This is a genomic window from Caballeronia sp. S22 (genome assembly GCF_964261745.1).
GTDB lineage: Bacteria > Pseudomonadota > Gammaproteobacteria > Burkholderiales > Burkholderiaceae > Caballeronia > Caballeronia jiangsuensis.
This window is the reverse complement of record NZ_OZ180036.1, coordinates 236,923-256,828: the sequence shown is the minus strand read 5'-3', so window position 1 is coordinate 256,828 and position 19,906 is coordinate 236,923. Positions and strand designations below refer to the sequence as shown.

The 19,906-nt window shown below is 64.0% G+C and carries 18 protein-coding genes; 5 read left to right on the top strand and 13 right to left on the bottom strand.

Annotation, left to right across the window (positions count from 1 at the left end):
• Positions 1 to 34: 34 nt before the first annotated feature.
• The 7 genes from ACEN42_RS16290 to ACEN42_RS16260 form a co-directional block, all read right to left on the bottom strand.
• Positions 35 to 748, bottom strand: coding sequence for a GntR family transcriptional regulator (locus tag ACEN42_RS16290; RefSeq protein ID WP_238218335.1), 714 nt, complete (start codon positions 746 to 748; stop codon positions 35 to 37).
• Positions 749 to 929: 181 nt separating this feature from the next.
• Positions 930 to 2,849, bottom strand: coding sequence for a response regulator (locus ACEN42_RS16285; protein WP_238218334.1), 1,920 nt, complete (start codon positions 2,847 to 2,849; stop codon positions 930 to 932).
• The gene (locus tag ACEN42_RS16280; protein WP_371881834.1) at positions 2,846 to 4,567 is read right to left on the bottom strand and encodes an ATP-binding protein; all 1,722 of its coding nucleotides are present in this window, start codon (positions 4,565 to 4,567) and stop codon (positions 2,846 to 2,848) included. Before ACEN42_RS16280 ends, ACEN42_RS16285 begins: the two co-directional genes overlap by 4 nt.
• Positions 4,564 to 5,631: an anti-sigma regulatory factor gene (locus ACEN42_RS16275; protein ID WP_371881833.1), complete on the bottom strand. Its 1,068-nt coding sequence runs from the start codon at positions 5,629 to 5,631 to the stop codon at positions 4,564 to 4,566. The genes ACEN42_RS16280 and ACEN42_RS16275 overlap by 4 nt, the downstream gene beginning before the upstream one ends.
• Complete coding sequence (locus tag ACEN42_RS16270; protein WP_371881832.1) at positions 5,616 to 6,056, bottom strand: anti-sigma regulatory factor; 441 nt, start codon at positions 6,054 to 6,056, stop codon at positions 5,616 to 5,618. Before ACEN42_RS16270 ends, ACEN42_RS16275 begins: the two co-directional genes overlap by 16 nt.
• Positions 6,057 to 6,077: 21 nt before the next feature.
• Complete coding sequence (locus tag ACEN42_RS16265) at positions 6,078 to 6,437, bottom strand: STAS domain-containing protein (protein WP_035510605.1); 360 nt, start codon at positions 6,435 to 6,437, stop codon at positions 6,078 to 6,080.
• A gap of 62 nt (positions 6,438 to 6,499) precedes the next feature.
• Positions 6,500 to 7,417 (bottom strand): STAS domain-containing protein, encoded by a 918-nt coding sequence (locus ACEN42_RS16260; RefSeq protein ID WP_238218331.1) that lies wholly within the window; start codon positions 7,415 to 7,417, stop codon positions 6,500 to 6,502.
• A gap of 378 nt (positions 7,418 to 7,795) precedes the next feature.
• Between ACEN42_RS16260 and ACEN42_RS16255 the strand changes: the two genes are divergently transcribed.
• The 3 genes from ACEN42_RS16255 (at position 7,796) to ACEN42_RS16245 (ending at position 11,961) form a co-directional block, all read left to right on the top strand.
• Complete coding sequence (locus ACEN42_RS16255) at positions 7,796 to 9,166, top strand: nucleobase:cation symporter-2 family protein (RefSeq protein WP_371881831.1); 1,371 nt, start codon at positions 7,796 to 7,798, stop codon at positions 9,164 to 9,166.
• A 147-nt stretch (positions 9,167 to 9,313) separates the two neighbouring features.
• Positions 9,314 to 10,452, top strand: a protein-coding gene (locus ACEN42_RS16250) for an IS3 family transposase (protein ID WP_371882292.1) whose coding sequence is annotated in 2 segments (ribosomal slippage) — positions 9,314 to 9,554 and positions 9,554 to 10,452 — 1,140 coding nt in all. Because the reading frame shifts where the segments join, the coding sequence is not laid out codon by codon here.
• 684 nt (positions 10,453 to 11,136) lie between these two features.
• Positions 11,137 to 11,961, top strand: a complete 825-nt coding sequence (locus ACEN42_RS16245) for an alpha/beta hydrolase (RefSeq protein WP_371881830.1) — start codon at positions 11,137 to 11,139, stop codon at positions 11,959 to 11,961.
• On the opposite strand, the gene ACEN42_RS16240 is transcribed toward ACEN42_RS16245, so the two are convergent.
• Entirely contained in the window at positions 11,958 to 12,776 is an 819-nt protein-coding gene (locus ACEN42_RS16240) for an exodeoxyribonuclease III (RefSeq protein ID WP_371881829.1), read from the bottom strand. The two genes, ACEN42_RS16245 and ACEN42_RS16240, sit on opposite strands and share 4 nt — an antisense overlap.
• A 114-nt stretch (positions 12,777 to 12,890) precedes the next feature.
• Here ACEN42_RS16240 and ACEN42_RS16235 point away from each other — a divergent pair, with 114 nt between their 5' ends.
• A complete protein-coding gene (locus ACEN42_RS16235) occupies positions 12,891 to 14,084 on the top strand; it encodes an MFS transporter (protein ID WP_371881828.1) in 1,194 nt (397 codons plus the stop codon).
• Between the two features lie 3 nt (positions 14,085 to 14,087).
• Here ACEN42_RS16235 and ACEN42_RS16230 read toward each other — a convergent pair whose 3' ends face one another.
• Entirely contained in the window at positions 14,088 to 15,092 is a 1,005-nt protein-coding gene (locus tag ACEN42_RS16230) for an aldo/keto reductase (protein WP_371881827.1), read from the bottom strand.
• Positions 15,093 to 15,221: 129 nt separating this feature from the next.
• Between ACEN42_RS16230 and ACEN42_RS16225 the strand changes: the two genes are divergently transcribed.
• Positions 15,222 to 16,115 (top strand): LysR family transcriptional regulator, encoded by an 894-nt coding sequence (locus ACEN42_RS16225; protein WP_238295068.1) that lies wholly within the window; start codon positions 15,222 to 15,224, stop codon positions 16,113 to 16,115.
• A gap of 7 nt (positions 16,116 to 16,122) precedes the next feature.
• Here the strand turns inward: ACEN42_RS16225 and ACEN42_RS16220 are convergent, their stop codons facing one another.
• The 4 genes from ACEN42_RS16220 to ACEN42_RS16205 all read right to left on the bottom strand — a co-directional run bounded on the left by ACEN42_RS16220 (position 16,123) and on the right by ACEN42_RS16205 (position 19,886).
• On the bottom strand, positions 16,123 to 17,001 hold the full coding sequence (locus ACEN42_RS16220) for an ABC transporter permease (RefSeq protein ID WP_371881826.1): 879 nt from the start codon (positions 16,999 to 17,001) through the stop codon (positions 16,123 to 16,125).
• The gene (locus tag ACEN42_RS16215; RefSeq protein ID WP_371881825.1) at positions 16,998 to 17,822 is read right to left on the bottom strand and encodes an ABC transporter ATP-binding protein; all 825 of its coding nucleotides are present in this window, start codon (positions 17,820 to 17,822) and stop codon (positions 16,998 to 17,000) included. Before ACEN42_RS16215 ends, ACEN42_RS16220 begins: the two co-directional genes overlap by 4 nt.
• Before the next feature lie 104 nt (positions 17,823 to 17,926).
• A complete protein-coding gene (locus ACEN42_RS16210; RefSeq protein WP_371881824.1) occupies positions 17,927 to 18,949 on the bottom strand; it encodes an ABC transporter substrate-binding protein in 1,023 nt (340 codons plus the stop codon).
• 31 nt (positions 18,950 to 18,980) lie between these two features.
• On the bottom strand, positions 18,981 to 19,886 hold the full coding sequence (locus ACEN42_RS16205) for a TauD/TfdA dioxygenase family protein (RefSeq protein WP_371881823.1): 906 nt from the start codon (positions 19,884 to 19,886) through the stop codon (positions 18,981 to 18,983).
• Between the last annotated feature and the right edge of the window lie 20 nt (positions 19,887 to 19,906).

Sequence of the window (19,906 nt, the reverse complement as noted above, 5' to 3'; positions counted from 1 at the left end):
ATGTCTCCTTTTCTTGTTGTCGTTGCCGTGCAGCTCAGGCGCTTGCTTCGTTCGACATGTCGCCGCCTTGCAGGCGTTCCTGCAAATCGGCGGCGGCATCGCCGATGTCTTCCTCGATACCCGCGCGCGCGCCTTCGCCGTCGCCTTTCCAGAGCGCTTCGACGATATGGCGATGCGCGGCCATCGAACGGCGCATATGAGGAATGTCAGGTGCGACGAGATTCAGGAACGGACCGATGCGCATCCAGAGATTCTGGATCGTCGCAAGCGTGAGATCGCTCGCGCCGTGCGTGTAGATGGCGATATGAAATTCGAAGTTGCTGCGCAGATACGCGGGCACGTCGCCGGCTTCGACATGCGCGTCCATCGTGTCGAAGATCGCCTGCAAGGCTTCGAGATGCGCGCGCGTCATGCGCGACGCCGCGCGCTTCGCGACCGCCCCTTCCAGCGCGATGCGCACGTCGCGCAGTTCGTCGAGCAATTCGAGCGTCATCGGCGGGACCATCAGCGCGCGTCCGGGGCCGTCGATCAATGCGCCTTCGGCCTGCAAACGTGTGAGCGCGGCGCGCACCGGCATGGTGGAAGAGCCGACCGCTTCCGCGACGCTGCGCAGGCTCAGCAACTGTCCGGGCGCGAAGCGGCCCGTCATGATCGCCTGCCTCAGTTGCGCATAGACGCGGCCGGCCATCGTTTCGCGTGCAACCAATTCGAGCGCGGGTAAATCCGTCGTCGAGCGTGTCGCCACCATCTTGCCTCCGTACTTTCGTTCGGCTGCCGCAAGGATTCGGTTCGTGTGACCTGTGATCACACCAGTATGGCTAAAGTTTCGGACGCGCGACCGCGTGAGTCAACCTCGAATTGCTAGGTGAAAACGCTGATGCCGGAATCAGCAGCGCGATGCGGCGGTGCGAGATACTTCGATATCCTGATTACGCGAACTTCGCGGACACCGCGCGCTGAATCTCCGCAAACGCGACCGGCTTCACGAGATGATGATCGAAGCCCGCTTCCTTCGAGCGCTGGCGATCATGCGCCTGTCCGTATCCCGTCACCGCGATCAGCAAGGCGTCGGCGGTTGCGGGGCGCATGCGCATCTCGGCCGCGAGGCTGTAGCCGTCCATCCCCGGCAAGCCGATGTCGAGCAGCACGATCTGCGGCACGAAGACATCGGAGAGCGCGAGCGCTTCGATCGCATCGTGGGCCGTGCGCACATCGAAGCCGTCCGCTTCGAGCAGCAGCGCCATTGCGGTGGCGGCGTCCACGCTGTCGTCGACGAGCAGCACGCGCTTGCCGCGCGCCACGCTCACCGGCGCAACGCCTACGCCCTGCACCGCCACTTGCGCATCCTTCGCGAGCGGCAGCCACACGACGAACTCGCTGCCCGTCTGCGGTCCCGCCGAGAACGCCTCGATGCGCCCGCCCTGCAGTTCGACGAGCGTCTCCGCCAATGGCAGGCCGATGCCGAGTCCGCCTTCCGACCGTTCGAGCGAGGTCTCCGACTGCACGAAGAGATCGAAGATATGCGGCAGCATGTCCGGCGCGATGCCGATGCCCTTGTCGCGCACGACGATGCGCACCTCATCGCCGAACTGCTCGGTCTCGATCGCGATCTCGCCCTCTTCGGGGCTGTACTTCGACGCATTCGACAGCAGATTGGCGAACACCTGAGAGAGCCGCACGTTGTCGCCGAGGATATAGAGCGGCGCATCCGGCTGCTTCACGGTCAGCGTATGGCGCTTGCGTTCGAGCGCGGGCTGCACGGTCTCGATGGCCGCTGCGATGGCTACCGCGAGATCGACCGCTTCCTGACGCAGCGTGATCTTGCCCTGCGTGATGCGCGCGACGTCGAGCAGATCGTCGACGAGACGGCTCAGATGCCGCACCTGCCTGTCGATGATCGCGCGCACGGTCGCGAAGTGCTGCACGGACGGCTCGCGATCCGGATCGAGCAAGTCCACCGCATTGCGGATCGGCGCGAGCGGATTGCGCAGCTCGTGCGCGAGCATCGCGAGAAATTCGTCCTTGCGGCGGTCCGCTTCGCGCAGCAGCAGTTCGGCGGCCTTGCGCTCGGAGATGTCGTTGACAATGCCCGCGATGCGATACGGCCGCGCCGGATGCCCCGCCGCGCCGCGCACCTGAAACGCGCGCTCCGCCACCCAGCGCGGTCCGCCGCTCGCGCGCACGATGCGATATTCGACCTCATACGGCGTGCCGTTCGCGAGCAGTTGCCGATACGCGTCGGCGACATGATCGCGGTCCAGCGGAAGAATATCGCCCGACCAGTGATCCGGTCCCGGCACGGGCGCGGGCGCGCCGCCGCCCGTATCGAAGAGATGCGTGTAGGCGGGGCTCACGTAAAGCAGTTCGCCGGATGCGGGATCGAGCATCCAGAACACATCGTCGATATTTTCGGCAAGCTGGCGAAAGCGCTCTTCGCTTTCACGCAGCGCGTTTTCCGCGAGCCGCGCGCGCAACAAGGCACGCACGTGCGCGATCAGCTCGGCCGGTTCCACGGGTTCGGTGAGATAGCTGTCCGCGCCGCCTTCGAGACCGCGAATGCGATCGAGGCTATGCACCGCCGCCGCCGATGTCTGCAGCACGAGCGTGCTCGCGGTATCCGCCGACGCCTTGATCTGCCGGCAGACTTCGAGCCCGTTGATATCGGGCAGCTTCACGTCGAGCAGCACGAGATCGGGCGCGTCGGCGCGCACGCGTTCCAGCGCGGCGGTGCCCGTCGCCGCTTCGATCACGTGGAAGCCCGCGCGCGACAGGATGCGCGTTTTCGCATAGCGCGCGCCGTCGTTGTCATCGACGTTGAGGATCAGCACCTCGCTCCAGTCGCTTCTCATGATGGTCCTTTGCCCGTCACCGCGTCCAGCACGCCCGGCAGCGCTCGACCGCCGACCGGCTTTTCGATGAACACGGTCGCGCCGAGCGCCTGCGCTTCGTTGCGATCGCCGGCATCGCCGAGCACGAGGATCGGAATGCTGCGCGTCGCGGCCTGCGCGCGCAGCGCGGCGAGCCAGATCCACGCTTCCGATGGCGCGGGGCGCACGGCGAGCAAGAGCGCGGCGGGCTGCGTGCGCACGAGCAGGCGGCCGGCTTCGTCGAGCGTCGCGGCACTCATCGCACGATACGACGAATCGCGCAGCGCGGCTTCGCAGTCGAGGCGCTCGACCGGATTGCTCGCGACGATCAGCACGGCGGGCCGCGTATCGCTTGCCGCATGATGCGCGGCGTCGAAATCCGCGCCGTAGTGAGCGGGAATCGTCGCGCTGAAGGTCGAGCCGCGCCCGGCTTCACTCTCGAGCGAAACGTCGCCGCCGAGCAGCTTGCAGAGCTTGCGACACAGCGGCAGGCCGAGTCCCGTGCCCTTCACGTATTGCTGAAGCCGGTTCTCGACTTGCCCGAACTCCTCGAACACCACTTGCTGATGCTCCGGCGCGATGCCGATGCCCGTATCGCTGACGGCAAACGTGATGAGCCGGCGCGCCTCGTCGTAGCTCGCGGCGACGCGCACTTCGCCGCGCTCGGTGAACTTGAGCGCGTTCGACACGAAGTTGCGCAGCACCTGCGCGACCTTGGCTTCGTCGGTGCGGATGGGCGGCAGACCTTCGCACGATTCGAACACGAGTTCGACCGCGCCGCCCGGCGACAGCGGCCGCAGCATGCCGCGCAGCGCCGAAAACAAGGTATCGACTTCGAACTCGGCCGGGCGCACTTCGATCTTGCCCGCCTCGATCTTCGCGAGATCGAGCAGGTCGTCGACCGTTTCCGACAGATCCTCCGCGGCCTTGCGGATGAAGCGCACCTGCTTCTCCTGCTCTTCCGTCAGTTCGCCGTCGATACGGTCCAGCAGGAGCTTCGACAACGCACGGATCGACGAAAGCGGCGTGCGGAACTCGTGGCTCATGTTCGAGAGGAAGCGCGATTTCGATTCATCCGCGCGCCGCAGATGATCCGCGCGCGCATCGAGTTCCGCATAGAGCGCGACGACGCCGCGATTGGTGTCTTCGAGTTCGCGCGTGAGACGCGTCAATTCTTCCTGACGCTCGCGCAGATCGGCGAGCGCGGCGATCAGCTCGCGATTCTGGCGCTGCAATTCCGCCGCCGTGTCCGCGCCCGAATGACGCGAAAGCGCCTGGCCGACCGCCTGCATGTCGCACGCGACGCCATCGGGCAAGGCCTTCGCGAGCGAGATCGACGTGACGCCGTCCGCTTCGTCGGCGATCGCGCATTGATCCATCAGACGCTGCGCCGCGAGCAGGCCGAGCGCGGCTTGCGAGACGTCGCTGCGCATCGCGCGCAGACGCTCGCCGGCGCCTGCGCCCGCCAGAAAACGCACGACGAAGCGGCGCGGGCGCGTGGCTTGATCGACCAGGAATTCGGCGCGCGCCGGCTGCCCCGCGATCAGCACCGTGCGCGCCGCTTCGAGCACGGAAGTGGAGATGCGCGTCTGGTCCTGCGGCGAGAAGCCGAGCGCCGCGCTCGCATCGCGCGCCTTCACGCGGGCCGCGACCATGTCGCGCTCGTCTTCGATATGCATCGCGTAGAGCGGCTGCGTCATGCTGCGCCTCCGTTCACGCGGGCGACGAACACGGTGACATCGTCGCTGCCGCGCGAGAAGTCGCGGTACAGCACCGCCGCGACGAGCGCCGGGTGCCGCATGGCGAGACCCGGATAGCGCGCGAGATCCCAGCGCGACGTGAGCCCGTCCGAATGCAGCACGACGAGCGCGTCCGGCGGATAAGGCACGTCGAACAATTGCGCGCGCCGCGCCGCATGCCCGACGATGCCGCTGTGCGACACGAGATGCCTGTGCGAACTTTCCGTCCACACGCTCGCCGAGATATTGCCGATGCCCGCGAATGAAACCGGCATGCCCGCCATCGACGCGAGCGCCGGCATGCGCGCGATGCCGACCGCCGCGCCGCGCGTCGGGCGCAGCGCCACGTTGGCGACTTCCATGATGCGGTCGAGCGGCTGATCGCCGTTCGCTGCGAGCGCCTTCGCCGCTTCGATCGCCGCGACATTGGCAAGCGGACCGTGGCCGAGACCATCGGCGACGAGCACGGTGAATTCGCCCTGATTCGCATGGCATGCCCACGCATCGCCGCTGACGGTTTCCGTTTGCAGCGGCAGATTCACGACGCCATAGGTGAGTTGCGCGGCGGGCGCGTTGGCCGCGCCCGGCGCATTCCAGAACACGACGCGCAGCACGGTGCCGCGTCCCGGCGCGCTCCAGATGTCGAGCTCGTCGGACAGGCGCTCGATCGCGCCCATGCCGGTGCCGGGGCTGCCGGCGGTCGTGTAGCCGTCCTCGAAACAGCGATGCAGATCGTGGATGCCCGGCCCATTGTCGATGCACAGCACTTCGATGCCGTAGCGCTGGGACGCGCCCGCGCCCGTATCGACGAGCGGTCGCATGAGCAGCTCGCCGCGCTGTGCGTGCTTCAGCAGATTCGTGCCGCATTCGGTGACGACGATCGCGAGCTCGCCCGCGGTCGTCTCGTTGAAGGCGAGACCGCGCGCGAGTTCACCGATCGAGCGCCGCGCATAGGCGATCTGGCTCGCCTCGGCGATCTCGAAGCGCTGCTGCGCGGCCATCGATTCCTTCAGAACGGTTTCCATTTGGTGATCGAGACGTGCGTGCCCTCGCCTGGTGCCGAGCGGATGTCGAATTCGTCGCACAAGCGTTTCGCGCCGCCGAGGCCGAGGCCCAGGCCGCTGCCCGAGGTGAAGCCATCGGACAGCGCGCGCGGGATATCCGGAATGCCCGGGCCGTTGTCGACGAATTCGAGTGTGAGGCCGCGGCGGCCGTTGCGCTCGACTAAATAGCAATGCACGTCGCCGCCGCCGCCATAGATGAGCGTGTTGCGTGCCAGCTCGCTCGCCGCCGTCACGAACTTGGTCTGATCGATGAGAGACAGGCCTTGCGCGACCGCTTTTTCCCGCACGAACTGGCGCAGCCGCACGATCTGCTCGTCGGAGCGGATCGGCAGCGTGTCGGGCGGCGAAGTGGAGGTCGGCGCGGCTGTGGAGTTGTAGATCGTCATGGCGTCGTTCGCATGCGGCCGTCAGACCGTGCCATTCCTTGCAAGGAGCGCCATGCCCTTCTCCACGTCGAGCGCGGTGCGCACGCCCGACAGCGTGAGCCCGAGCTCGACCAGCGTGATCGCGACCGACGGCTGCATGCCGACGACGACCGTCTCCGCATCGAGCACGCGCGCCATCGCGGCCGTATTGCCGATCATGCGTCCGATAAATGAATCGACCACGTCGAGCGAGGAAATGTCGATCAGCACGCCGCGCGCGCCGTCCTTCACGATGCGGCTCGTCAGATCGTCCTGCAGCGTCAGCGCGAGCCGGTCGTGCATGTCGACCTGAATGGTGACGAGCAAGAGCTTGCCCATCCTGAGAATCGGAATGCGTTCCATCGCTTGGGACCCCGTTCAGTCGCGTTGCGTTCGATGCGTGCTTCGAATGGCGAGATGCGGCGTCATTCCGGTTGCAGCGAATCGAGGCCGTCGCCCGAGCGGACCGCGCGCCCGGCGTCCTGTCCGTACGCCCCCGTCACCGACTTGCCGGTGCGCTGCAGCGCGACGATGAAGGCCGCCGCGAGCGTCGCCTTGGTCGTGACGTTCGAAAGGTTCACGCCCAGATGCACGATGGTCTGCGCGATCTGCGGACGAATGCCGCTGATGATGCAGTCCGCGCCCATCAGCCGCGCCGCCGCGACGGTCTTGAGCAAATGTTGCGCGACGAGCGTATCGACGGTCGGCACGCCGGTGATGTCGATGATCGCGATCGCCGCGCCCGTCTCGACGATCTTCTGCAGCAGATTCTCCATCACGACCTGCGTGCGCGCGGAGTCGAGCGTGCCGATGAGCGGCAGCGCGAGAATGCCGTCCCACAACTGCACGACGGGCGTCGACAGTTCGAGCAGTTCCTGCTGCTGGCGCACGATGACCTGCTCGCGGCTCGTCTGGAAGACTTCGGTCGTGAAGAGGCCGAGCTCGTCGAAGAGCGTGCTGATGGTCCAGGTGAGATCGGCGAGCGTCGCGGCATCGTTGCCGAGCGAATCGCGCAGACGCGTGAAGAGCGGCTGCTTGAGCGAGAACACGAACATCGCGGTCTCGACCGGCGTAAAGCCCTGACGTGCGCGCTGAGCGGACATCTCCGAGAGAAACGCGCGCACGTCCTGCCACGCGGGCGTCCTGAAATCGACGCGCTCGGATGAAGCGAGCGCCGCCATCAGCAGCGATACGAACTGCGTGAACTGATTGCGCAACTCGGCTTCCCCGACGAGTCCGCGCCGCGAAGCGATGGCGTGCTGTTGCGCGAACCACTCCGTGAGCAGTTGCTCCTGATTGCTGGTGAACAATTGGGCAAGCCGCGTTCCGCCGACCATTTCCATGCCGAGATCCTGTGCGATTGATGTTATTTGGGCGCCGAGCCCCGGGCGTTGGTTGTTGCGTCGCGGCGAACATGATCGCAATAAACGCGGCGCAAGGCGCTCGGAATGTAGCACGTCATCTCAAAATTCGACAGTCCGGAAAGCCTTGTAGCGCGAAGGATTCGACGGCGCCGGGGGTCAATCGGCAATTGCTTCCGGTCGTTCGCTGTCGGGTGGACGAAGGCCGGTCAAATATCCTGCGGCGACGCCTGCGTTCATAGAACGATACGAAGGTCCGACATGCGATGCCGTGTATAGCAGCGCGAATATTTTTTCGGGTATGGCCCGATGCAATACTCGGGCGACCGATTCAAACGTCCTTGACCTGCCGGAGCGCACATGGCCCAAACGATTCATCCCGTCGACGAAGTGCTGCCCATCGGTCAGATGCTCGCGGTCGGCATCCAGCACGTACTCGTGATGTATGCGGGCGCGATCGCGGTGCCGCTCATCATCGGCGCGGCGTTGAAGTTGCCGAAGGATCAGATCGCGTTTCTGATCAGCTCGGACCTTTTCGCGTGCGGGCTCGTCACGCTGGTGCAATGCATCGGCGTATGGAAGTTCGGCATCCGCTTGCCGGTGATCATGGGCGTGAGCTTCGCGCCAGTCGGGCCGATGGTCGCGATGGCGTCATCCGGCGCGGGGCTGACGACGATTTTCGGGGCGACGATCGCGGCGGGCGTGTTCGCGATTCTGATCGCGCCGTTCTTCGGCCGGCTGATGCGCTTCTTTCCGCCGATCGTCACGGGCACGATCATTCTGACGATCGGCATGACGCTCTTTCCGGTGGCGATCAACTGGGCGGGCGGCGGACGCGGCGCGGCGAATTTCGGCGAGCCCAAGAACCTGATGATCGCGGCTGTGGTGCTGCTCGCAATTCTGCTGATCAACAAGTATTTGAAGGGCTTCATCGCGAATATTTCGGTGTTGCTCGGCATGGCGATCGGCTTTGTGATTGCGCTGCCGCTCGGCTTCGTCGATTTCGCGGGCGTCGGTCAGGCCGCGTGGTTCGCGCCGGTGCGGCCGTTCGCGTTCGGCATGCCGACCTTCGATCTCGCGGCGATTGCGTCGCTGTGTCTCGTGATGGTCGTCATCATGGTGGAATCGCTCGGCATGTTTCTCGCGCTCGGCGATCTCGCGATGCGGCCTGTTTCTCGCATCGATGCGACGCGCGGGCTGCGCACCGATGGTCTCGGCACGGTGATCGGCGGGATCTTCAATACGTTTCCGCATTCGTCGTTTTCGCAGAATATCGGGCTTGTCGGGATTACGGGTGTGAAGAGCCGCTGGGTCGTCGCGGTGTCGGGTGTGATTTTGATTTTGCTGGGGCTGTTGCCGAAGCTTTCGAATCTGATTGCTTCGATACCGGTTGTCGTGCTCGGCGGCGCGGGGATCGCGATGTTCGGGATGGTCGCGGCGACTGGCGTGAAGATCCTCGGCAAGGTGGATTTCGATAGCAAGAACAACTTGCTCATTATCGCGATCAGTTTGGGCGTGGGGGTGATTCCGCTTGTCGCGCCGACGTTTTTTGCGCATATGCCGGGGTGGGCGGGGCCGCTTACGCATAGCGGGATTACGCTTGCCGCCGTGTTTGCGATTCTGCTCAATGCGCTTTTTAATCGCGAGCGCGATTCGGGGGATATCGAGAAGGAAATCGCCGCGGAGATGCCGATGAGTTTGCGGCATGGGGAGGGGGATGTTCGGGAGTGAGTAGGGGTTTTTTTGGGGTTTGGTTTTCGCCGGATCCCGTTTTCTTATCGGTCTATTAGCACTGCCCCTCCCCGGGGCGGGGGTGTAGTGGTCTGGCAATCTTGGACACTTCGAAAGGTAGACTTTGATCGACCAGCGAGGTGTCAAATGGGCAGAAGAGAATTTTCAGAGGAATTCAAGCGCGAGGCAGTGGCGCTTGTGCTGGAGCAGGGCTACACGGTGACGAAGGCGTTGGGCATTGGAGAGACGGCGTTGCGGCGCTGGATCGGCAATCGCCGGCCGGTTGCGGGTGCACCGGTGAGCGCAGCCGAGGGCGGCAGCGCTGAACAGCTAAGGGTTCGAGCACTTGAGAAACGAGTGGCGGAGCTCGAACGGGAGCGCGACATTCTAAAAAAATCCACGGCCTTCTTTGTCAAGGAACTGGACCGCGATTCGAAGTGATCCGGCAGGCAGAGAAGGCATATCCGACGGCGACGCTGTGTCGTGTAGTCGGCGTGGCGCGCAGCAGTTACTACGCATGGAAGGCGCGGCAGGGCAAGGCACGTCCGGTACGTACGGGGCTGGTGCGCGAGGTGCAGGCGATTCATGCGCAGATGCGGCAAAGCTATGGCAGTCGGCGCATATCGCAGGAAATGAAGCGTCGGGGCCATGCGGTGGGACGCGAGCGTGCGCGTCGCCTCATGCGCGAAGGCGGTGTGCAGGCGCGGGTACGTCGCACGCATCGTTATGTGAAGCGCACGCAAGCATCGGCGATTGCGCAAAACCGGCTCGATCGGGCATTCACCGTGACGGTTCCAAACCGGTTCTGGGCGGGCGACGTGACGTATATCTGGACGCAGCAGGGCTGGATGTATCTGGCTGTGGTGATCGATCTGTATTCCCGGCGTGTAGTCGGCTGGGCGACCTCGGGTTCCTGTGACACGTTCTTGGTGATTGGCGCGTTACAGGTCGCACTTCAAACGCGGCGTACCGAACCGGGATTGATGTTCCACTCGGACCAAGGAAGCAACTATGCGAGTTTGACGTTCCAGCAGTTTCTTAAGGAGCACGAGATCGTGCAGAGCATGAGCCGCAGAGGAAACTGTTGGGACAACGCCGTCGTCGAGCGCTTCTTCTGTACGCTCAAAGGAGAATGCATCGGCGAGCACGCATACCGTGATCACGCCGAGGCTCGCGCCGATGTGCTGACTTACATCTTGATGTACTACAACCAGGAACGCTTGCACTCGGCCGCGCGTCACATGCCGCCGGCCGAGTTCGAGGATTTAAAGGTGCAAACTGCGTAATCGGTGTCCAAGAATACTGAACCACTACAGGGTCACTTTCTTTGCTGCTGCAAAGAAAGTAACCAAAGAAAGCAGCTTCTCACCGCCCGCGGTCACACGCACGTTGGCCATGCTTGCCAGTCGTCGATGGCACTCGCCTAAGTGTCGCCCCCAAAGGCCCCATCGGGCTTGGCTCGCGCACGGTCTGACGCCCGAGAGGTTTCAGCGCGCTGGTTCAGCACCAAAGAGCTTCGGCACAGCGCTACGCGCTGCCGTCGGGTCTGCGCGGGAAACCATCGAAGAAGAAGCCCACGCACACCCGATTGACCCGTCGGCCGCGAAGCGGGCCGGAGCTATTTGGTGCTGAACCAGTCCGTTGTGTGCTGCGATGTGTCAGACCGTGCGCGGTCCAAGCCCCGCGAGACCTTCGAGGGCACTCGCTACTGCCGGGCCATTAGGCCAATCGCCTGTGCCGCGGCCGGTGTGAAGTGCTTAGGCTGGGGAGAGCTGTTTCTTTGGTTACTTTCTTTGCAGCAGCAAAGAAAGTGACTGCCGCCCCGCATAGGGGCAACGCTAATAGACCGACGCGAATACGGGATCCGGCGAAACCAAAGCCAAACCCAATCCCAACAGCAATCCAGCGAACAAACGAAAAAAATCAAACCCACTAACATATAGGAGCCTGCAAACCCGCTCCGTGAACCTATGCGCGAAGTCCTCTGGATCCTCCTGACAGCGATTGCGCTGATCTACGCCATCGCTCTGACGGGGCTCTATTGGCTGCAAGGCCGCCTTGTCTATCCGCTGGAACAGATCGAAGCCTTCAAAAACGCGGAACTGGAAGCACGTACAGAAGCCATCAGCATAAAAACCGAAGACGACCTCGCCCTGACCATCCGCTACAAAGCACCAAACCACAAGACCGCCGCAACGGTCATCCTCTTCCACGGCAATGGCGAAGATCTCACCCAACGCGGCCATATCGCGCTCGAAATGATCGAAGCGGGCTACGGCGTGCTGCTCGCCGAATATCGCGGCTACGGCGGCAATCCCGGCACGCCGCACGAAGCCGGCCTCTACGCCGATGCCCGCGCCGCCCACGCTTACGCATCCGCGCGCTCATCGAACATCGTGCTGCATGGCTATTCGCTCGGCTCGGGCGTCGCCGTGCAACTCGCCAGCGAAGTGAAAATCAATGCGCTGATGCTCGAAGCCCCGTTCACGAGCATCGTCGATGTAGCAGCCAAGCGCTTCTGGCTCTTCCCCGTCCGTCTGCTCGCACGCGACCGCTACGAAAGCCTTTCGAAGATCGCATCGGTGCGCGCGCCGCTCCTCATCTATGGCGGCACGAATGACGGCGTGATCCCGCCCGCACACTTCCAGCGCCTTTTCGATGCCGCCCGCGGCGACAAGCGCCTCGCGCTCATCGAAGACGCCGATCATCTCAACGTCTGGACGATGGGCGGCCGCGAACACGTCATGCAATTCCTCGCCTCGCTGCAACCCGCGCGCGACACGCTGCAGGCCTAAGCGGCCGCCGCTTTCTTTCGCGTACGCCCGAGCTTGAGCGTGACCCACGTCGGCGCATGATCGCTCGCATGCGGCTCTCCCCGCACCCATTTATCGACGCCCGCGCTCTCCAGCTTCTTCGCGAGATCCTTGCTGAGCAAAATGTGATCGATGCGCAAGCCCGAGTTCGTCTGCCAGTGATTGCGAAAGTAATCCCAGAACGTATAGATGCGCTCATCGGGGAACGTCTTGCGCAACGCATCCGTCCAGCCTTGCGCAAGAAGGTCCGCGTAAGCCGCGCGGCTTTCGGGTTGCAGGAGCGCGTCCTTCAGCCACGAGCGCGTGTTGTAGATATCCTCGTCGGTGGGCACGACGTTGTAATCGCCCGCGAGCACGACAGGATGACCGCTATCGAACAACGCCTTCGCATGCGCATTGAAACGCTCGAACCACGCGAGCTTGTAGTCGAACTTCGGACCCGGCTGCGGATTGCCGTTTGGAAGATAGAGACAACCGATCAGCAGACCGCCCACGGCTGCTTCGATATAACGGCTGTGCGTATCGTCTTCGAAACCGGGCAGGCCGCGCCGGCTCAGCACCGGCTCGGCATCCTTCGCGAGAATCGCCACGCCGTTCCACGATTGCTGTCCGTGCCATAGCGCGCCATAACCCGCGTTCGCGATCGCATCGGCGGGAAACTGCGCATCCGTCGCCTTCAGTTCCTGCAGACAGACGATATCGGGCGATTCGCGTTCGAGCCATTTCAACAAGGCGTCGATACGCGGACGGATGCCGTTGATGTTGAAGGTCGCGATTTTCACTCGGCGTCTCTCCATCGGTGGATCGGAATCGATCGTACACGCGTCGCAGTTTGCGTGCCGCGGCATGCGCGAGCGCGTCGGCGGAAAATCTGCCAAAGTCACGCAAACTTCGCCACCCTGCCCGCATCCATGTCCGAAGGCTCCGTTCACTGGCAACGCAATCTCTACGTCTGCGTATTCGGCTCGTTCACCACCATCATGGCGATGACGCTGCTCCTGCCCTTCCTGCCGCTCTACGTGCAGCAACTCGGGGCGTCGTCGGTGGAGGCGGCGGTGCAGTGGTCGGGCATCGCGTTCGGCGCGACCTTTCTCGCGGCGGGGCTCGTTGCGCCGCTATGGGGACGTCTCGCCGACCGCTACGGCCGCAAGCCGATCCTGATCCGCGCGAGCCTCGGCATGGCGATCACGATGTCTCTCCTCGGCGTCGTGCAGACGGTCTGGCAACTCGTGGCGATGCGCTTTCTCGCGGGGCTCGTCGGCGGCTATGCGAGCGGCGCCATCGTGATGATCGCGACGCAGACGCCCAAGCACCGCACCGCATGGGCGCTCGGCACGCACGCGGCGGGCATGATGGCGGGCAATCTCGTCGGGCCGCTCGTCGGCGGGCTGCTGCCGGGACTGATCGGCATACGCGCGACGTTTTTTCTCGCGGGCGGCCTCATCTTCTGCTCGTTCATCATGACGACGTTGCTCGTCAAGGAAGAGCGCCGCGCGCCGGATCACGCGAAAGCAAGGCCGCGCGGCGGCTGGCGCGACGTGCCGGTCCTCACGCCCGTCATCGCGATGCTCGTGAGCGCGATGCTGCTCATGTTCGCGAACATGTCGATCGAGCCGATCATCACGGTGTACGTGTCGCAGCTCGTGAAGGACCCGAAGCAGGTCACGCTCGTCGCGGGCTTCGTGATGTCCGCCGCAGCACTCGGCAGCGTGCTCGCGGCGCCGCGCGTCGGACGGCTTGCGGATCGCATCGGCGCGCCGAAGGTGATCGTCGCGTGTCTCGCTTTCTGCGGCGTGCTGCTGATTCCGCAGATGTTCGTCACCGACGGCACGCAACTCGTCGCGCTGCGCTTTCTAATGGGCCTCGCATTGGGCGGCCTTTTGCCCGCGATCACGAGCGTCGTGCGTCACAACGTGCCCGATCACGCAGCCGGATACATCCTCGGCTACGCGACTTCGGCGCAATACATCGGGCAGGTGACGGGGCCGCTCGCGGGCGGCTTCATCGCCGCGCATTCGGGCATGCACTCCGTCTTCGCGATGACGAGCGTGCTGATGTTCGCGGGCGCGGCGTTCAATGCGTGGACGTTTCTGCGCGCGCGATGACGCCTATTTCTTCTCGCTGTCGAGATGCGCCATCTGCACGGCCTCGTAACGATCGCCTGCCGCCGCGCCCTTCGGCACCGCCGCCTCGATCGCGGCGAATTCGTCCTTCGTGAGCTTCACGTCGAGCGCACCGAGCGATTCCGTCAGACGATCGCGGCGGCGCGCGCCGATCACGGGCACGATGTCATCGCCCTGCGCCAGCACCCACGCAATCGCGATCTGCGCGACGCTCACGCCCTTCGCATCGGCGATCGTGCGTAATGCATCGACGAGCGCGAGATTGCGTTCGACATTGCCTTGCTGAAAGCGCGGACTGTTCGCGCGCCAGTCGCCCGATTGCGCGGCGTCCTTGTTCCAGTGCCCGCTGATGAGCCCGCGCGACAGCACGCCATACGCCGTGACGGCGATGCCGAGTTCCCTGCACGCCGGAAGAATCGCGTCCTCGACGCTTCGCGAGATCAGCGAATATTCGATCTGGAGATCGCACACAGGATGCACGGCCGCCGCCTTGCGGATCGTCTCCGCGCCCACTTCCGACAGCCCGAGATGACGCACATAGCCCGCCCCGATCATGTCGGCGATGGCGCCAACGGTGTCTTCGACCGGCACGTTCGCATCGAGCCGCGCGGGGCGATAGATGTTGATATGGTCGACATTGAGCCGCTGCAACGTGTAGGCGAGTGAATTCTTCACGGCGACGGGACGTCCGTCGAACGCGATGAAATTGCCCGCCGGATCGCGCATGCCGCCGAACTTGACGCTGAGAATCGCCGAATCGCGGCGCGAAGGCGGCGCGCTCTTCAACGCCTCGCCGATCAGCATCTCGTTGTGGCCCATGCCGTAGAAATCGCCGGTATCGAGCAGCGTCACGCCCGCTTCGAGCGCCGCGTGAATCGTCGCGATGCTCTCCGCGCGATCCGATGGCCCGTACATGCCCGACATGCCCATGCATCCGAGCCCGATGGCCGACGATTGCGGTCCGGTCTTGCCGAGTCTGCGTTGTTCCATGTTCGTTCTCTCCTGAAGGACGTGCGCCGCGAATGCGGGCGATGGAGAGGATTATGGGAGCAAATCACGCGTGCGATAATCCGCCTCAATGCGAATGGGCTGTGCGCCCTGGCGAACAATGAGCGAATCATGAGCGAACCCGATCTGTCCGACCTTCACGCGTTTCTGGCCGTCGCCCGCTCGCGCGGTTTCAGGCAGGCGGCGCTGTTGCGCGGCGTGTCGGCGTCGTCGTTGAGCGAGGCGATCCGCAGGCTCGAAACGCGGCTGGGCGTGCGCCTTTTGAATCGCACCACGCGCAGCGTCACGCCGACCGAAGCAGGCGAGCGGCTGATCGAACGGCTCGCGCCCGCCTTCGCGGAAATCGCGGGCGCGCTCGATGCCGTCAACGGCTTTCGCGACAGCCCGACCGGCACGCTGCGCCTGAACGTGCCGAGAATCGTCTCGCGCGAAATCCTGCCGCCGATCGTCGCGCGCTTTCTGACGGCGCATCCGGGCATCAAGCTCGAAATCAGCGCAATCGATATGTTCATCGACGTGCTCGCCGCCGGTTTCGATGCGGGCATTCGCTACGACGAGCGCATCGAGCGCGACATGATCGCGGTGCCTATCGGGCCGCGCACGCAGCGCTTCGTCGCGGTTGCCGCGCCGTCTTATCTCGCCGCGCATGGCGAGCCTAAGCATCCGCGCGATCTGGTGAATCACGCGTGCATCGGGCATCGCTTCGACAGCGGCGTGCTTGCGGTATGGGAATTCGTGCGCGGCAAGGAAGTGATACGCATCGCGCCGGAGGGTCCGCTCGTCACGTCGTCGATCGAGATCAGCAAGAGCGCGGCCATCGCCGGACTGGGTCTCGTCTATACGTTCGACGAGTTCGTGCGCGAGGCCATCGACAGCGGCGCGCTCGTGCCGGTGCTCAAGCCGTGGTGGCAGAGCTTCACCGGCCCGCGCCTTTACTATCCGAGCCGCGCGCACATGCCGGGGCCGCTGCGCGCGTTCATCGACTTCATTCGCGACGAAGATTGATCGGCGCTTATTGCTGCACGCCCCAGCGGCGCACCGTCACGCGCTCGACGGTATCGAACACGAGATGCTCGACCGCGAGCCCGATCACGATGACCGCGGCGAGCCCCGCGAACACGCGATCCGTATAAAGCTCGTTGCGATTCTGGAAGATGTACCAGCCGAGGCCGCCCTTGCCCGAGCTCGCGCCGAACACGAGTTCCGCCGCGATCAGCGTGCGCCACGCGAATGCCCAGCCAACACGCAGTCCCGCGAGAATCGACGGCATCGCGGCGGGCACGAGAATCAGCATCACATGACGCATGCCGGTGAGGCCATAGTTGCGGCCCGTCATGCGCAAGGTCGAAGGCACCGCCTGGAAGCCGGCATAGGTGTTGAGCGCGAGCGGCCACAACACCGAATGCACGAGCACGAAGAGCAGGCTTCCCGTGCCGAGGCCGAACCACAGCAACGCGAGCGGCAACAGTGCGATGGACGGCAGCGGATTGAACATCGCGGTGAGCATCGAAAGGATGTCGCGGCCGATGCGCGTCGATACCGCGAGCGACGTCAGCAGAAACGCGAGCGCCGCGCCGAGCGCATAACCGCGCAGCAATACCGACATCGAAATGCCGACCTTCTCGATCAGCTCGCCCGATGCGATGCCTTGCACGAACGCGATGAAGGTCGCGCTGAAGGTCGGCAGCAGGAGATCGTTATCGACGGCGCGCGCGGCGATTTCCCATAGCGCGATCAACACGAGCGCGATGATCGACTTGCGCAGCCACGTGCGATCCGCGAGCCGCTTCGAAAGCGGCAGCGGCGTTTCATGTTCGATACCGGCGGGCGCGGCTGGCGTGACTTCGTATTCGGGCCGAACGGGCGGCGCGATCAGATGCGGCGTGCTCAAAGCGCTGCCTCCTCTTCGAACAGCAGACGATGAATGCGCGCGACGCTCTGTTGAAACTCTCCGCGGCCCATGCTTTCCTGCGTGTATTGATGACTGTTCAGTTCGGCGCGCACGCGGCCAGGATGCGGCGTCAGCAGCAGAATGCGATTGCCGACGATGAGCGCTTCCTCGATCGAATGCGTGACGAACAACAAGGTGAAGCGCTCGTCGCTCCACAAGCGCAAAAGCTCTTCCTGCATGCGTCGGCGCGTGAGTGCGTCGAGCGCGGCGAAGGGCTCGTCCATCAGGAGCACGCGCGGCTGCATCGCGAGCGCGCGCGCAATTGCGACGCGCTGCTTCATGCCGCCCGATAGCGTGTGCGGATAGGCATCGGCGAATTTGGCGAGGCCGACCTTGTCGAGATAATGGAGCGCGCGCTCACGTGCTTCGGCGCGTCCGAGCTTGCGCGCGACACGCAACGGAAAGGCCACGTTTTGCAGGACCGTCTTCCACGGCGGCAACTGATCGAATTCCTGGAACACGACGATACGATCCGCGCCCGGTCCGCGCACGCGCTCGCCGCCGATTTCGATGCTGCCCGCGACCGGCTCGATGAAACCGGCGACGGCCTTGAGCAAGGTCGATTTACCGCAGCCCGATGGTCCGAGCAGCACGAAGCGATCCGCGCCGTATACATCGAAGCTGACATCGTGCGTCGCGCGCACGAGCCGTTCGGGCGTACGGTATTCGAGCGTCACGTTCTTCGCGCTGAGCAGCTTGCCGCTCGTGGAAGCCTGGCGATCGGCTTCCTGCGAATAAAGCGCCTGGGGATTGGCGGCCATGATCTGTCTGCTGGATTGCAAACGACCACGATACCGGCGCGCGCTTCTCACGCGAACCAATCAATGCGCATATCCAATTCGCGCTCGCCGATAAGCGCGTTCGTTCAGCTTCCGTCCTTCGTCGCCGGATCGCTGAAGAAGTAGTCCTGCCATGACTTCGGCTCGTTCCTGATCGCGCCGACGCGATGCATGAACTGCGCGAGCGCAAACGTGTTTTGCGGCGCGACCTTGAATTGCACCGACGGATCCTTGATCACCTTGATGAGCAGATCGCGGTCGATCTTCGCGTTGTTCACGCGCAGGTAGATATCGGCGGCCGGTTCCGGATGCTGCGTGATGTAGCGCGCGGCATCGGCGAGACCGGCGACGAACGCGCGATACGTCTTCGGATTTTCGTTGCGGAATTTCTCGGTCGCGTAGAGCACGGTCGCGGAACTCGGGCCGCCGAGCACATCGTATGAATTGAGCACGATATGCGCTTTCGGATTGCCCGCGAGTTCCTGCTGCTGAAACGGCGGATTGCCGAAGTGCGCGTTGATCTCCGTGCCGCCCGCGATGACCGCCGCGGTCGCATCGGGATGCGGCACGGCCTGCGTGAGCTTGTCGAGACGATCGAATTGCTTGTCGCCCCATTGCTTCGCCGCCGCGTATTGCAGGATGCGCGACTGCACCGACACGCCGACCGCCGGCACTGCGATGCGGTCCTTCTCGGTGAAATCGGCGATGGTCTTCACGCGCGGATCGTTCGATACGAGGTAATACGGAAAATTGCCGAGCGACGCGACGCCCTTCACGTTCTGCCGTCCGTGCGTGCGATCCCATATCGTCAGCAAGGGACCGACGCCCGCCGCCGCGATATCGACCGAGCCGGACAAGAGCGCGTCGTTCACGCTCGATCCGCCCGACAGCTTCGCCCAGTCGACCTTGATATCGAGGCCTTCCTTCTTGCCTTCCTGCTCGATGAACTTCTGATCGCGCGCGACATTGAGCAGCAGATACACGACGCCGAATTGCTCGGCGATGCGCAAGGTGCCTTCGGCATGAACGCTCGCCGACGTGATGCCGAGCGAAACCGCGAGCGCGGCGACGAAGGCGCGCAGCGCGCCCTTCCCTGATAGAGAATGCATCGAAAACCCCGTAAATCAAGCGATATTGTGTTTAGAAAGGCGCGTCGCCTTCGATGGTCGTGCGATACAGCTTGCGGCGCTGATCGTCCGGCGTTCCTGCCGCGAGATGCATGACCGAGCGGTTATCCCAGAACACCATGTCGCGCTCGCGCCATTGATGGCGATAGATGAACTCGGGCTGCGTGCTGTGCGCGAACAGTTCCGCGAGCAGGGCGCGGCTTTCGTCTTCGGGCAGGCCGATCACGCGCGTCGTGAAATGCTCGCTGACGAAGAGCGCGCGGCGTCCGGTTTCCGGATGTGTGCGCACGATCGGATGCGTGACCGGCTTGACCTGCGCGATCTGCTCCGCCGAAAGATTGGGCCGCCACGGGCTGCGCTGTTGCAGCTCGGCGTATTTGGCGAGATACGTGTGCTCGGCCGAACGGCCTTCGACCGCATCGCGCAGATGCGCAGGCAGCGCGTCCCACGCGAGATGCTGATTCGCGAAGAGCGTGTCGCCGCCGAGCGCGGGCAATTCCTGCGCATGCAGGAGCGACCCGAGACTGGGCTTCTCTTTGTACGAGAGATCCGAATGCCAGAAATGGCCCGCATCGCCGAGGCCGATCGGCTTGCCGTTCTCGACGATGTTCGACACGATCAGCACTTCCGGATGCCCCGCGAGCCCGAACTGATGCAGCACGTGAATCTGCAAGGGGCCGAAGCGCTTGCTGAACGCGACCTGCTCGTCGGGCGTGATGCGCTGATCGCGAAACACGAGCACGTGATGATCCAGATGCGCGCGGTGAATGCGCGAGAAATCGGCATTCGATAACGGCTTCGACAGATCGAGTCCGATCACTTCGGCGCCGAGCGGCGCGTCGAATTTGCGAATCTCGATGGATTGATCGGCGGCTTCGCCGGATGTGGCAAGTGAAGCGGGAGCAGTCTGAATCGTCACGGTCGAATCGATAACTTCGG

Bases quoted from the DNA above. Each gene is read 5' to 3' on its own strand.
- ACEN42_RS16290 (WP_238218335.1), bottom strand. From the start codon at position 748: ATGGTGGCGACACGCTCGACGACGGATTTACCCGCGCTCGAATTGGTT.
- ACEN42_RS16285 (WP_238218334.1), bottom strand. From the start codon at position 2,849: ATGAGAAGCGACTGGAGCGAGGTGCTGATCCTCAACGTCGATGACAAC.
- ACEN42_RS16280 (WP_371881834.1), bottom strand. From the start codon at position 4,567: ATGACGCAGCCGCTCTACGCGATGCATATCGAAGACGAGCGCGACATG.
- ACEN42_RS16275 (WP_371881833.1), bottom strand. From the start codon at position 5,631: ATGGAAACCGTTCTGAAGGAATCGATGGCCGCGCAGCAGCGCTTCGAG.
- ACEN42_RS16270 (WP_371881832.1), bottom strand. From the start codon at position 6,056: ATGACGATCTACAACTCCACAGCCGCGCCGACCTCCACTTCGCCGCCC.
- ACEN42_RS16265 (WP_035510605.1), bottom strand. From the start codon at position 6,437: ATGGAACGCATTCCGATTCTCAGGATGGGCAAGCTCTTGCTCGTCACC.
- ACEN42_RS16260 (WP_238218331.1), bottom strand. From the start codon at position 7,417: ATGGAAATGGTCGGCGGAACGCGGCTTGCCCAATTGTTCACCAGCAAT.
- ACEN42_RS16255 (WP_371881831.1), top strand. From the start codon at position 7,796: ATGGCCCAAACGATTCATCCCGTCGACGAAGTGCTGCCCATCGGTCAG.
- ACEN42_RS16245 (WP_371881830.1), top strand. From the start codon at position 11,137: ATGCGCGAAGTCCTCTGGATCCTCCTGACAGCGATTGCGCTGATCTAC.
- ACEN42_RS16240 (WP_371881829.1), bottom strand. From the start codon at position 12,776: ATGGAGAGACGCCGAGTGAAAATCGCGACCTTCAACATCAACGGCATC.
- ACEN42_RS16235 (WP_371881828.1), top strand. From the start codon at position 12,891: ATGTCCGAAGGCTCCGTTCACTGGCAACGCAATCTCTACGTCTGCGTA.
- ACEN42_RS16230 (WP_371881827.1), bottom strand. From the start codon at position 15,092: ATGGAACAACGCAGACTCGGCAAGACCGGACCGCAATCGTCGGCCATC.
- ACEN42_RS16225 (WP_238295068.1), top strand. From the start codon at position 15,222: ATGAGCGAACCCGATCTGTCCGACCTTCACGCGTTTCTGGCCGTCGCC.
- ACEN42_RS16215 (WP_371881825.1), bottom strand. From the start codon at position 17,822: ATGGCCGCCAATCCCCAGGCGCTTTATTCGCAGGAAGCCGATCGCCAG.
- ACEN42_RS16210 (WP_371881824.1), bottom strand. From the start codon at position 18,949: ATGCATTCTCTATCAGGGAAGGGCGCGCTGCGCGCCTTCGTCGCCGCG.